Annotated in this window: 13 protein-coding genes; 7 read left to right on the forward strand and 6 right to left on the reverse strand. The window is 56.9% G+C overall.

Annotation, left to right across the window (positions count from 1 at the left end; genetic code table 11):
• Window positions 1-7: 7 nt before the first annotated feature.
• Window positions 8-1,603, forward strand: coding sequence for a hypothetical protein (locus LGT44_RS17955; protein WP_230332137.1), 1,596 nt, complete (start codon window positions 8-10; stop codon window positions 1,601-1,603).
• Window positions 1,604-1,770: 167 nt separating this feature from the next.
• Window positions 1,771-2,307, forward strand: a complete 537-nt coding sequence (locus tag LGT44_RS17960; RefSeq protein WP_230332136.1) for a hypothetical protein — start codon at window positions 1,771-1,773, stop codon at window positions 2,305-2,307.
• An 11-nt stretch (window positions 2,308-2,318) separates the two neighbouring features.
• Here the strand turns inward: LGT44_RS17960 and LGT44_RS17965 are convergent, their stop codons facing one another.
• From LGT44_RS17965 to LGT44_RS17975, 3 genes are all read right to left on the reverse strand, one after another.
• Window positions 2,319-2,612, reverse strand: coding sequence for a PA4642 family protein (locus LGT44_RS17965; protein WP_145467198.1), 294 nt, complete (start codon window positions 2,610-2,612; stop codon window positions 2,319-2,321).
• 97 nt (window positions 2,613-2,709) lie between these two features.
• A complete protein-coding gene (gene trmB, locus LGT44_RS17970; RefSeq protein ID WP_230332135.1) occupies window positions 2,710-3,435 on the reverse strand; it encodes a tRNA (guanosine(46)-N7)-methyltransferase TrmB in 726 nt (241 codons plus the stop codon).
• A gap of 18 nt (window positions 3,436-3,453) precedes the next feature.
• The gene (locus LGT44_RS17975) at window positions 3,454-3,846 is read right to left on the reverse strand and encodes a DUF423 domain-containing protein (protein WP_225691337.1); all 393 of its coding nucleotides are present in this window, start codon (window positions 3,844-3,846) and stop codon (window positions 3,454-3,456) included.
• Between the two features lie 75 nt (window positions 3,847-3,921).
• On the opposite strand from LGT44_RS17975, the gene ubiD reads away from it, so the two are divergent.
• The 3 genes from ubiD to LGT44_RS17990 are packed head-to-tail and all read left to right on the forward strand — an operon-like array spanning window position 3,922 to window position 7,324.
• Window positions 3,922-5,421: a 4-hydroxy-3-polyprenylbenzoate decarboxylase gene (gene ubiD, locus LGT44_RS17980; protein WP_230332134.1), complete on the forward strand. Its 1,500-nt coding sequence runs from the start codon at window positions 3,922-3,924 to the stop codon at window positions 5,419-5,421.
• Window positions 5,418-6,458, forward strand: coding sequence for a 2Fe-2S iron-sulfur cluster-binding protein (locus tag LGT44_RS17985; RefSeq protein WP_230332133.1), 1,041 nt, complete (start codon window positions 5,418-5,420; stop codon window positions 6,456-6,458). Before ubiD ends, LGT44_RS17985 begins: the two co-directional genes overlap by 4 nt.
• Before the next feature lie 38 nt (window positions 6,459-6,496).
• Window positions 6,497-7,324 carry a mechanosensitive ion channel family protein gene (locus LGT44_RS17990; protein ID WP_145467211.1) on the forward strand — a complete coding sequence of 276 codons (828 nt, stop codon included), beginning with the start codon at window positions 6,497-6,499 and terminating at the stop codon, window positions 7,322-7,324.
• Window positions 7,325-7,345: 21 nt separating this feature from the next.
• Here the strand turns inward: LGT44_RS17990 and LGT44_RS17995 are convergent, their stop codons facing one another.
• Window positions 7,346-8,254, reverse strand: coding sequence for a LysR family transcriptional regulator (locus LGT44_RS17995; protein ID WP_230332132.1), 909 nt, complete (start codon window positions 8,252-8,254; stop codon window positions 7,346-7,348).
• A 107-nt stretch (window positions 8,255-8,361) separates the two neighbouring features.
• On the opposite strand from LGT44_RS17995, the gene LGT44_RS18000 reads away from it, so the two are divergent.
• A complete protein-coding gene (locus LGT44_RS18000) occupies window positions 8,362-9,219 on the forward strand; it encodes an MBL fold metallo-hydrolase (protein ID WP_230332131.1) in 858 nt (285 codons plus the stop codon).
• Window positions 9,220-9,353: 134 nt separating this feature from the next.
• Complete coding sequence (locus LGT44_RS18005; protein WP_230332130.1) at window positions 9,354-10,628, forward strand: substrate-binding protein; 1,275 nt, start codon at window positions 9,354-9,356, stop codon at window positions 10,626-10,628.
• Between the two features lie 47 nt (window positions 10,629-10,675).
• On the opposite strand, the gene LGT44_RS18010 is transcribed toward LGT44_RS18005, so the two are convergent.
• Together LGT44_RS18010 and LGT44_RS18015 are read right to left on the reverse strand one after the other, a co-directional pair.
• Window positions 10,676-11,866, reverse strand: coding sequence for a heme biosynthesis HemY N-terminal domain-containing protein (locus LGT44_RS18010; protein WP_145467217.1), 1,191 nt, complete (start codon window positions 11,864-11,866; stop codon window positions 10,676-10,678).
• Entirely contained in the window at window positions 11,863-13,008 is a 1,146-nt protein-coding gene (locus LGT44_RS18015; RefSeq protein ID WP_230332129.1) for a uroporphyrinogen-III C-methyltransferase, read from the reverse strand. The genes LGT44_RS18010 and LGT44_RS18015 overlap by 4 nt, the downstream gene beginning before the upstream one ends.
• Between the last annotated feature and the right edge of the window lie 3 nt (window positions 13,009-13,011).

The raw sequence follows: 13,011 nt of genomic DNA on the forward strand, positions 1-13,011 counted from the left end.
GACGGCCATGAAGATTGTTCAGTCGCAGGTTCAGCTCAGTGCTCAGCAAAAGGATCTGTTATTAAGCGCCCGCCTGAGCGCTATGTCGGTGAGTGTCACGGCAGGTGATGGCGAGAATGATGGCAGCAGCGCCAGCGCCGGCATTCAGTTGTCGCTGAGCACCCGTACCGAAAGCAGCCAGGCAGTGAGTCGCAGCAGCAGTGTGACCCATGCCGATGGCAGTCAGCAGCAATCGTCCTCAGCCTATCTGGCACAACAGCTGACCGAGCAGACCACCCAGCTGAATGTGATCGTCAGCGCCGTGAATGCCCGGCCGGGCAGCGCAGGCCTTGGCGTACAGGTCGAAGTGCAGAGCGTATTGCAGGTTGAACGCGAAGAGTCGCTGGTCTTTGAAGCGCTGGGTCAGGTACAGACCGAAGACGGCCGTCAGATTGATTTTATGCTGGCGCTGGATTTCAGCCGTTATACCCGCGCCGAGCAGACCAACCTGTTTCAGGGTCAGCTCAATCTGATCGACCCGTTAATGATTAATCTGAACGGCGGTGCGGTTGAACTGAGTGACCAGAGTTTCAGCTTCGACCTGAACGCCGACGGCCAGAACGAGAACATCGCCCGTACCGCCGCCGGCAGCGGTTATCTGGTATTCGATAAAAACAACAACGGCATCATCGATGACGGCAGCGAGATGTTCGGCCCGCAGAGTGGCAATGGTTTTGCCGATCTGGCGCAGTACGATGACGACGGCAACGGCTGGATTGATGAAAACGATACCATCTTCAGCCAGCTCAGCCTGATGGAATTTGATGACGAAGGGCCAACCCTGCGCTCCGCTGCGGAAGCCGGCTTAGGCGCATTTTTTCTTGGTTCTGCAGCGTCCGATTACGAGCTGAAAAACGACGCCGGCCAGGTACGCGGAGTGATTGCCCGCTCCGGTGTTGCACTGAATGAAAACGGCGAAGCGCTGTTATTGCAGGAAGTGCATCTGAATACTCCGCCCGAGCTGCCGCAATACGCCATCAGCGGCGGCAACCTCGCCCTGAGCAGCGAACAGGGCACGGTTAATCTGCAGTCGCCGCTGAGTTTTTTTCAGTTCGATAACGAACTGCTGAACCGCCGCGATGAACAGACCCGTGTGCAGCTGCGCTTTGAACCAGACCAGGGCGTCAGACTGGAGGCCGGCGGCCCTCTGCCGGGAACCGCCGCCGCTGGTAATCATGCCAGCAACAGTACTCACAACAACAATAACAACGGTAACGCCATTCAGGGTCGTGCACCCCGCCCGAATGCGCCCCTTTACGATGATCTGCAGCCCCGCCGCATGAATATGCGCCAGTGGGCCGCCGATGCCATTAACCGCTATCACGCCGAAGAGCAGCGTAAGCCCAGTAATAAAGACGCCCATGTGTATGTCGATATTCCTGACCCGGTGCGGGCCACCCCGCTTAACCTGCGCAACGAAATCGAAGCCGGCAGCAAAGATATGGACAACAAACTGAAAGCCCTGCGCGCCACCATTGAAGAATTAAAACAGATGCGCGAGCAACAACTACACAGCGAAAAACCGCTGGCGCTGTATCAGGCGATAGGTCATTTGCAGGGATAAAAAACGAACTGAAAATCTGCACAAAAGCGGCGGCCTGCTACCGCTCTGGCGGACAGCCCCTGCCGCTCTTTTCCTTTAAGGCCGCAATGCAGAGCCAAACCGCAGCCTGCAGCTGCCATGGCATACATACTGCTTTCTGACAGAACCATCAGAAAAGGAGGCAGGGTATGAACATTAACCGCACGGAGGCACTCGCCGCCATCAGTCACAACATCAATAACAACCCTCAGTCGCAACCTGAATACAAAGCAGGAAAAAACAGCAATACGGTATTTGCCGATCTGCTGCGCGTACAACAGCAGGCGCAAGCTTCTGCAATACCATCAGCTACAGCACCAACGTCAGCACCATCAGCTGTAACCTCATCTGCTCCATCATCCGCAAGTATGGCGCCAGCGCCTTCCTCATCAGCAACCAACGTCCAGGCGTCACCCGCGGCAGAAGCAGAAACCGGTACCAAGAGCAGCGCCGTACAGGAATTCCGCGACTATATGGCAATGAGCGATGCAGAAAAAATGCGCGCGGCGGTGCTGAAAGAAATGGGGCTGACCGAAGAAGAGTTTGAACAGCTGCCACCGGAAGAACAGCTGGCCATCGAACAGAAAATTGTCGAGCGGCTGAAACAGGAAACCGGCGTCAGCGATACTGGTTTTAATACCGAAGCCATCAGCCTGTTACTGCAGGAAATGCCGCAGCCAGGCTGAGCTTATATTACTTATTCAGCACCCGCCGCACGCAGTGCCGCAGCATATTCTTCGCCTTTGCTGTGGCTGGCGATGGTTTGCAGAATGCTCACACCTTCTGCATTTTTTGCATTCAGGTTATGGCCTTCGGCTTTAAACAGTTCCACGTATTCGGCAAACACTTCCGGCACCATATGACGGTAAGCGCGGATGGCAGCAACGTAATCAGCATCGCTGCCGTCATAGCTGTTGGCGCTCAGAAATTCACGCAGCTGCGCTTCTGACCACTCACCACCAAATACTTTTTCTTTATCTTTTTTCTGCATAATTTACTCCTGAGTATTCTGCTATCCGGTTGCGCAATGACAATGCGGATTGATTATTTTCGGTAAGCGTTTACGAGGCCGTTAACGCAGCCAGCGATCAGACTTTGCGGAACATCATATCCCACACCCCATGCCCCAGCTTCTCACCGCGGTTTTCAAACTTGGTCAGCGGGCGGTGCTCCGGACGCGGTACGCAATTGCCCTTACCGGCAACGTTTTCATAACCTTCGGCCACATCCATCACTTCCAGCATATGCTCCATATACGGTTCCCAGTCGGTCGCCATATGGAATACGCCACCCGGCTTTAAAATACGGCGGATGGTCTGGGCAAATTCGGCCTGCACAATGCGGCGCTTATGGTGCTTTTTCTTGTGCCACGGATCAGGGAAAAACAGCTGCACGGTATCGATGCTGTTATCCGGAAGCATTTTCAGCACTTCGATCGCATCTTCTTTATAACTGCGCAGGTTGCTGATACCGGCTTCTTCCGCCAGATACAGCAGTGAACCAACACCCGGCAGATGCACTTCCACACCGATAAAATCTTTTTCCGGCGCGGCCGCCGCCATCTGCACCAGCGACTGACCCATGCCGTAACCGATTTCCAGCACCACGTGGCCGTCACGGCCAAATACCTCAACCGGATTAATCGCGCCCTGCGCCAGTTCGAGGCCCATTACCGGCCATTGCCGTTCGAGAGCGCCTTCCTGGCCTTTGGTTAAACGCCCGGCACGGATAACAAAGCTTTTGATACCGCGGCGGTAAACCGGTTTGTCGCCTTCCGCAGCCGCAGCTGCCGGATTTTCATCATGTTCGCTCACGCTAACCTGCCTGAATAATTACAAAGAGTGTGAAGGGGTTTTCAGCTTAACGGCCGCCACCAGCAGCGCCGACCAGCCCAGCAACCAGCTGACGCCGCCCAGCGGCGTGATCATACCCAGCGGCCGCACACCGCTCAGCGCCAGCAGATACAGGCTGCCGCTGAACAGAATCAGACCCAGCAACATCAGCCGCGCCGACCAGCTCAGCCAGCGCGATGGCTGCACCTGCAGCCACAGCGATAAGGCCAGCAGAACCACAGCATGAATCAGGTGATACTGCACCGCGGTCTGGTACACCGTCAGCATATCAGCGCTCAGTACGCCCTTCAGACCATGTGCTCCGAACGCGCCCAGTGCGACGCCGCTGAAGCCTGCAACGGCGGCGGTGATCAGTGTATTTTTTGCCTGCATAAAAAACCCCCTGCGGTTTTGGCCGGCGATTATAAAGGAGCCGGGCGGTCAGGTCATATCCGGAGCATCTCTGGTATGATGCCGGCAGTTGAAAAGCCTGTGGAAGTGCCTGTGAAATACACCGACCTGCGCGACTTTATTAAATCGCTGGAAAAACGTGGCGAACTGAAACGCATCCGTTATCCGGTTGATCCGCATCTGGAAATGACCGAAATCGCCGACCGTGTGCTGCGTGCCGGCGGTCCGGCGCTGCTGTTTGAAAATCCCAAAGGTTATGACATGCCGGTTCTGGCCAACCTGTTCGGTACGCCGAAACGGGTGGCGCTGGGCATGGGTGAAGAGTCGGTGGAAGCGCTGCGCGATATCGGTCAGCTGCTGGCGTTCTTAAAAGAACCCGAGCCACCCAAGGGCATGAAAGACGCCTGGGAAAAGCTGCCGATCTTTAAAAAAGTGCTGTCGATGGGGCCGAAAGAAGTACGTAAGGCGCCCTGTCAGGATGTGGTGCTCGAAGGGGATGACGTCGATCTGAGCAAAATTCCGGTACAGCACTGCTGGCCCGGCGATGCCGGTCCGTTAATTACCTGGCCGCTGGTGATTACCAAAGGGCCGCATAAAGAGCGCCATAATTTAGGTATTTATCGTCAGCAGGTGATCGCTAAAAACAAGGTGATTATGCGCTGGCTCAGCCATCGCGGCGGCGCGCTGGATTTTCTTGAGTGGCAGAAGGCCCATCCGGGCGAATCCTTCCCAGTGACTGTCGCGCTGGGCGCCGACCCGGCCACCATTCTCGGTGCCGTCACGCCGGTGCCGGATACCCTGAGCGAATACGCTTTTGCCGGCCTGCTGCGCGACAGCAAGACCGAGCTGGTAAAAAGTATCGGCAACGACCTGCTGGTACCGGCCTCGGCCGAAATCGTACTCGAAGGGGTGATTCATCCGGGCGAGATGGCACCAGAGGGGCCATTCGGTGACCACACCGGCTATTACAACGAGGTCGATGAGTTCCCGGTATTTACCGTCGAGCGCATTACCCACCGCAAAGACCCGATTTACCACAGCACCTACACCGGCCGGCCGCCGGATGAGCCGGCCATTCTCGGCGTGGCGCTGAACGAAGTCTTTGTGCCGATTCTGCAGAAGCAGTTTCCGGAAATCGTCGATTTCTACCTGCCGCCGGAAGGCTGTTCCTACCGCATGGCGGTGGTGAGCATGAAGAAACAATACCCGGGTCATGCCAAGCGCGTGATGATGGGCGTGTGGTCGTTCCTGCGCCAGTTTATGTACACCAAGTTTGTGATTGTGGTGGACGATGACGTAAACACCCGCAACTGGGAAGACGTGATCTGGGCCATTACCACCCGTATGGACCCGGCACGTGACACCACGCTGATCGAAAACACACCGATTGATTACCTCGACTTTGCCTCGCCGGTATCGGGCCTGGGCTCGAAGATGGGTCTGGATGCCACCAACAAATGGCCGGGTGAAACCAGCCGTGAATGGGGCACGCCAATCGTGATGGATCAGGACGTGAAAAATAAGGTCGACGAAATCTGGGATCAGCTGGGGTTATGACGCTCCATACCGTCACCTTCCGACCATCCGGGGCGCGTATCCGCTGTGCCCCGGATCAGACCATCGCCGAGGCCGCGCTGGAGCAGGGCGTGATCGTGCCGGTCAGCTGCGAAAACGCGATCTGCCAGATCTGTCAGGGGGAAAGACTTGCCGGAGCGTTCAGCTTTCGCAACTCTCTGGGTCAGACCATACTTGAGCAAGACAATCAGGTATTATGCTGCGTCGCCCAACCCCAGACCGATGTTGAGATATATATGGCCGATGTTTACGCCCCCAACCACAAGCCACAGGTCAGCCTGGCCTGTCAGATTCCTGCCGTGGAACTGCTGGGCGATGATATCTGGCGCATAGAATTACTCACCCCGGCCGGCAAGAGCGCCGATTTCTGGCCCGGCCAGTACCTGCTGCTGCACGTGCGCGACGAACAGGGTAACGAAGAGCAGGTGCCGTTCTCCATCGCCTGCGCACCGGGCAGCATGAACAACACCGACCCGCGTAAGATAGAACTGCACATCGCTAACAGCAGCGACAACGCCCTGCGCATTATTAACTTCCTGCGCGACGCCGTGGTAGCGAGAGTAACTCTGCCAGCCGGCGATTGTTTTATCAGTAAGCTATTTATTCAGCAGCATAAAGACCAGCCACTGGTCATGGTGGCGGCCGGCAGTGGTTTCTCACAGATTAAAGCCCTGATAGAAGGAGCGCTGGCGCTGAACCCGCAGCAGGAAATTCACCTGTATTGGTCCAATCGTGGAGCCGAAGGCTTCTATCTGGCCAACCTGCCCCTGCAGTGGGCACAACAGTATGCGAACTTTCATTACCACCCGATTATCGAACAGCAGAGCGAAGGCTGGCATGGCCGCGCCGGCTGGATTTATCAGGTGATTCACGAAGACTTTGCCGATCTGAGCCAGGTACAGATGTTCGCCTGCGGCTCACCGAATATGGTGTACGGCACCCTCGATCAGCTGGCACCGCTGGGCCTGACCCGTGCCAATATGCACTCCGATGTCTTTGCCTATGCACCACGCGACTGACGATCAACTATCCCCTTACCTGCCAATCAGGAGCTTATATGAACTGGACCTTCACCATTAATCCGCAGCAGTTATGGGAAACCTATATTCTGCCCTGGGGTACACAGATAGTACTGGCGCTGCTGATTTTTATTATCGGCCGCATGCTGGCGGGCTTTGTTACCCGTACCACCACCAAAGCGCTTGAGCGCGCCCGCCTCGATCCGATTCTGATCAGCTTTCTGGCCACGGTGATGAACAGCACACTGGTGCTGCTGGTTATTGTTTTTGCCCTGTCACAACTCGGGCTCGACACCACCTCACTGGTTGCCCTGCTCGGTGCCGCCGGTCTGGCCGTTGGCCTGGCGCTGAAGGATTCTTTGTCACACTTTGCTGCCGGCGTAATGCTGATTGTGTTCCGGCCGTTCAAGCTGGGTGATTATGTTGAAGTGGGTGGTGTGGCCGGCTCGGTGGATAAGATCACCATTTTCAGCACCCGTCTGAAAACCCCGGACAACAAAGTCGTCACCGTGCCAAACGGCAATGTGTTCGGCAACACCATGATCAACTACTCCGAAGAAGCGACGCGCCGGATCGATATGGTGATCGGCATCAGCTATGGCTCCGATCTGTTAAAAGCGAAGAGCATTCTGGAAGAACTGGTCAAAGACCATGACAAAGTGCTGAAAGATCCGGCCTATAAAATTGCCGTCTCCGAGCTGGCCGATTCCTCGGTGAACTTTATCGTGCGCCCATGGGTAAAAGCCGAAGACTACTGGGATGTACGCTTCCAGCTGACCGAAAGCATCAAGCTGCGCTTTGATGCCGAAGGCATTGAGATTCCGTTCCCGCAGATGGATGTACATTGGCATAAAGACGTCGCCTGATTCCTGCCTCGTCAGGCGCAGTTAACCGGCTTTCTGGTCAGACCAGCGCTCATCATTCAGCCTGGTCACCAGAAAATCGAGAAAACTGCGCAGCAGCGGCGACATCTGCTTACGGGTGGCATACACAGCGTAAATGCCGAGCTGTACCGGCTCGTAATCGCTGAGCAATGCCACCAGCTCACCACGCTCAAGATAATCAGCCACAGACCACACTGGCTGCAGGCTGATACCACCGCCAAGCAGGGTGTTGTGCAGCAGAAGATTTGACTGGTTGGCACTCAGATTACCACTCACCGCCACTGACTCTGGCCCCTCCGCTCCCCGGAACTGCCACAGGCTTTTGCCAAAATAGGTATAGGTCAGACAGTTATGGCGGGACAGATCCGCGACCTGTTGCGGAGTCCCCTGTTGTTGCAGATAAGCCGGACTGGCGCACACCACAGAACGGCAGACACCCAGCCTGCGTGCCACCAGATTCGGGTCCAGATCATTGGTAATGCGCAACGCCAGATCAATCCCTTCTTCCACCAGATTCACGGTGCGGTCCAGCTGCAGAATCTCTATCGCGGTTCCCGGCCAGCGAGCCAGATACTCATGCACCGCATCCATCAACACCGCATGCGCCAGTGAATAGCTGCAGGTGATCCGCAATTGTCCGCGTGGCGCCTCGCCCTCATGGTTAGCGAGCTGCGCCATCTCTTCACCCAAAGCCAGCATGCCACGCGCACGCTGCAGAGCTTCTTCCCCCGTTGCCGTCAGGCTCTGGCGTCGGGTTGTGCGGTGCAGCAGCCGCGCTCCCATCCATTCTTCCAGCTCGGCCAGATAGCGTGACACCATGGCCCGGGACATATTTAGCCGTTCAGCAGCCGCACTCAGGCTGCCCCGCTCAACCACCGCAACAAAGACCTGCAACGCTGTCAGTCGATCCATAGATATGTCCGGATTATGCAATAGTGAAGTCACCATTATGCTGTATTTGATACTGATTTGATTCAATAGACTGGCTCCATTCACTCTTTCCAGTCAGAGAAACAACCATGAACAAACTCTTAGCTTTTATGACACTGGCAACCGCCGTGCTGAGCAACATCACAAACGCGGGGGCACTCAGCGTTCAGGTTTACAATCCCGGTGAGCAGGCCGTATTCCCGGTCACCTCGACCCTGATAAGCGGTGAAAAAGAAGCCATCCTGATCGATGCTCAGTTTGATGTGCATAATGGCCAGAAACTGGCCGGACTGATCAAAGCCAGTGGCAAAGTTCTGACGACCATTTTTATCAGCGGCGGTGATCCTGATTTCTATTTTGGTCTTGAGCCTGTTCTGGCGGCCTCCCCCCAGGCCAGAGTCGTGGCCAGCCAGCACGTGGTGGATCATATTGTTAAAACCAAAGATGCCAAGCTCGCCTACTGGGGCCCGATACTCGCCGATGCGGCACCGCAAACGCTGACGGTGCCAAAGGTAATGACCAGTAACCAGCTGACACTGGAAGGCGAAAATATTGAGATAAAAGCAATGAACACCCCCAGTGCTTTTATCTGGATTCCATCGTCGAAAACCGCACTGGGCGGCGTGGCTATTCACAGTGGTCTGCACGTATGGATGGCCGACAGCCAGACCCCGGCTGCCCGTGCGCAGTGGCTTTCAACCCTGAACGGATTGCTGGCCCTGCAGCCTGAACGGGTGGTACCCGGACATTTTCACGGCGCGGAACCAGAAGGAGCCTCCGCCGTTCAGTTTACCCGTGACTATATCCTGCGCTTTGAGGCAGAGCTGGCCACAGCACACACCTCAGCAGACCTGATCAAAGCAATGACACAAGCCTACCCTCAGCTTCCGGCTGATGACGGCCTGACGATCAGCGCTAAAGTCGCGACCGGCGAAATGAGCTGGTAGCCTGATACATGAACGGCCGCAGGCACAGATTGCGGCCGTTCATGTCGCAGACGTTCGTCTATCCGACCAATGGTTAAAAGTCATTTATGCCATGCGGGAGGATGATAGCGGGCTGACTTTCAGGAGAGAGCCCTATGCCCGCTGCATTCTTCCGCACCACCATCTGCCTGCTGCTGGCACTGCCATTTGCCATGCCACAGGCCATTCAGGCCGCACCCGCCGGTGACAGCGTAAAACTCGGTCTCAACTATCCCTCCAGCGGGCGCTATAAAGAACAGGGCCTGGCTCAGGCGCGCGGCGCTTTACTGGCCATCGAAGAACTCAATGCCGGCAGCGGTATCCTTGGCCGCCCGGTTGAACTGCTGACCGCCAACTCCGCCTCTAAACCCGATAAAGCCGTCGAAAACGTCGATGCCCTCGCCGCGCAGCATGTATCCATGCTGTTTGGCGGTTCATCCAGTGCGGTGGCCATTGCTGCCGGTAAACAGGCTGCCAAACACGATCTGCTCTATTTCGGCACCCTGACCTACGCCAACGAAACCACCGGTGCCGAAGGGCATAAACACATGTTCCGCGAAACCTATAATGCGCACATGGCGGCCAAGGCACTGGCGTCTTATCTGAATGACAGCCTGCAGGGCAAAAAGCTGTTTTATCTGACCGCCGATTACAGCTGGGGCTGGTCGACCGAAGAGTCACTGCGCACCTTCACCAAAACCACCGATACCAGTGCTCACCCTAGCGTGCGTGTAACTTATCCGCGTCCGCGTGATGGTGATATGCGCACCGCACTGGAAGCCGCGCGCGACTCCGGTGCCGATGTACTGATGCTGGTACAGTTTGGTGATGATATGGCGCTGGCACTGCATGCAGCTCAGCAGATGGGCCTGAAAGACAAGATGACCATTATCGTGCCCAATCTGACCCTGGGCATGGCCAAGTCGGCCGGTTCCGGCATTATGGAAGGCGTTATCGGGGCTGTGCCCTGGTGCTGGCAGGTGCCTTACCGCTACGACTATCCGCAAGGTAAAGCCTTTGTTGAAGCCTTCGTGACTAAATACGGCGCCTATCCGTCAAGCTCTGCGGCATCGGCCTACAACATCGTCTATCAGTTTAAGGCTGCCGCGGAACGTGCTGGCTCACTGAACACCGGCAAGCTGATCAAAGCACTGGAAGGCCACCGCTACAGCAGCCTCAAAGATGAACAGGAATGGCGCGCCTTTGACCATCAGAACGTACAGAGCGTTTATGTGGTACGCAGCCGTCCGCGTAACGAGATTCTGCAGAGCAATCTGCACGAGGATTTCTTTGAGATTCTGGCCCGCCTGCCGGGCAACGAGGCCGCGCAAAGCCTGAGTGAATGGCAGGCCGAACGCCGCGCCGCGGGTAAACAACTAGCGCTGGAATAACGCCAGAACAATAACGGCCGGTCAGTGACCGGCCGCATCGTCCTCAGTTAACGCAGCGCCAGCTGGAAGTGCTCACAGGCACGGGATTCATTGCCTTCGGCCAGCAACACCTTACCCATTTCCGCATGCAGCTCCGGCAAGCCTTTGATACGCAGGCCGGTCTGCAGGTATTCCTGCGCCTTGTCGAGATCGTTTAGACGCAGTGCCAGACGCCCCAGAATCAGCAGCAGTTGTGGATCGTTCGGCCGCTCCTGTAACTGCTGCTCAGCAAACAACAGCTGGCGGCTGGCGTCTTCGCCTTTCAGTGTGCCGTACAGGCTGATCAGCTCATCGTGCCAGACGTATTTCAGTGCATTGCGCAGTTCATGCTCGGCCAGCGCTTCTTCGTTCTGCTCGATCAGCAGTTCAATATAGCGACGGGTGATCGGCAGTGAATAACGCAGCTGACGGGGAATATCGTGAAACAGGCGCTTCAGCTCCGCCACTCCCTGACCCGGGCGCTGGCCATGGCCACGCACCGCCCGTTCCAGCAATTGCAGGTGAACGTTCTCTTCCAGCTCTTTGATCTTATCGGCCGGAATTTTGGTGGCCTTACGCAGCAGCGGCAGCAGCTCGTGTAATGCCACCCAGTCCTGCAGGTCGAGGTAGGTTTTTACCAGCAGCTTCAGCAGGTAGGCATGTTTCGGGTGTTTCTGACGCAAACGCAGCAATACCGCCAGCGCCTGTTCTTTCTGGCCGCGCGAATTCAGCAACTCGGCCTGAGTCAGGCCGACGGCCAGCTCGGCGCCTTTGGTGCTCTGACTGGCAGCTTTCAGCCATTCATCGGCGGCTTCCATTTTGCCCTGCTCGTAAGCCGCGCGGGCCGCTGCCAGGTAATTGATTAACGGCGTATCGGAGTCGTCAGCGGTCAGGGTCAGCAGACGCTCGGCACGGCGCCACTGGCCCTGTGCCAGACTCAGCAGGCCGCGTGTGGTCTGACGGCGGGCACGCTGGTTACGGCGCTGACGGCGCCATTCGTTAAAACGCCAGTCGCTGCCCAGCAGCAACAGACTGAAACGCAGCAGCATGTACATCAGCAGCATGGCGATCATCACCAGACCGATAAAGACCCACAGACTGGTTTCCAGCGTGTAGTTATTCCAGCTCAGCAGTACGTAGCCGGCATCCAGTCTGACCAGTGTTCCGGTAATCAGCCCCAGCCCCACTGTAAGAACCAGAAACAGCAGCAATACCCTCATGCCGCATCCTCCGCGCCCACGGCCTTAGGCGCTACTGTGCCACGGCGCTGTTGTTCAACCAGAGTCTGCAGTTGCTGCAGCGAGCGGCTGATGTCCGGCAGTGCCGGGGCAACGTTCCACTGCTGTAACTCCTGCAGGGCATTGCTGGCCGCGCGGGTACGCTCATCATCAACAATCAGGTAGTCCTGCAGCCAGCCGCCAACACGCTTAAGGCTGTGCTGATAAAGATCAGCCTGCTGACGCAGCAGCGCTACCTGTGCCTGTTCCAGCATCAGGTGCATATTCTGCTGCAGATAATACTGCTGATCCGGCGTCAGCGGCGCGGCTACCGGCGCGCTGCGTTCACGGATACGGATCATGCCCTGCAGCGATGTACTGACGCTGTTCCACAGCTGCCAGTACCAGGTTTCGTCGCCGTCAGCCGCCGGTACTTCGGCCTCGGTGGCAGGCTGTTCGGCAATCAGGCGATCAGGAATCCACGGCAGCTGGGTAATCTGTTCCTGCAGTGCCTGTACACGCAGTACGGCGCCGGTCAGGTCGATGGCCGGGGCCGTACGCAGCGCCAGCATTTCTTTTGCCAGAGTGGCGCGTACCGGATTAAGACGTGGATTACGGGTTTCGGTCAGTACGTTATCGGCCGCCTGCAACATGCTCAGCGCACCATCCCAGTCGCGCTCCAGCTGTAAGCGCTGATTGGCCATACGCAGCAGATATTCGGCTTCCGCCAGCAGCCAGTCCTGGCGCTCAGCGCCCGGCAGCTTGCCCAGACGGTCGGTATTATGTGCCACCTGTTCCTGCAGTTGTGCCGACTGTTCATTCAGCGCTTTGGCCTGCGCCAGAAGCTCGGCTTCTTTGGCGCTCAGGGCGGCTGCATTGTTCTGCGCCTGATCCACCCGGTCACGCAGTACCGCCAGCTCTGCGGCGGTATTCTGCTGCTGCGCCCAGCTCAGCCAGCCGGCATAGGCTGCAAGGGCAAACAGACCCAGCATCAGTACCAGATTGATCCATGACAGAGGGTGCGGACTGCTGCGCTGCGCGCTGCTGGCAGGAGCCTTTTCCTTAGCGGCTTTGGCCTTTACTGGCTTGGCAACCGGGGCGTCTGCGGCAGACTGATTATCCGTTCCCTTTTGTTCTGTGGTCACTGT

It is taken from the genome of Thalassolituus alkanivorans (assembly GCF_020447205.1).
Taxonomy (GTDB): domain Bacteria; phylum Pseudomonadota; class Gammaproteobacteria; order Pseudomonadales; family Oceanobacteraceae; genus Venatoribacter; species Venatoribacter alkanivorans.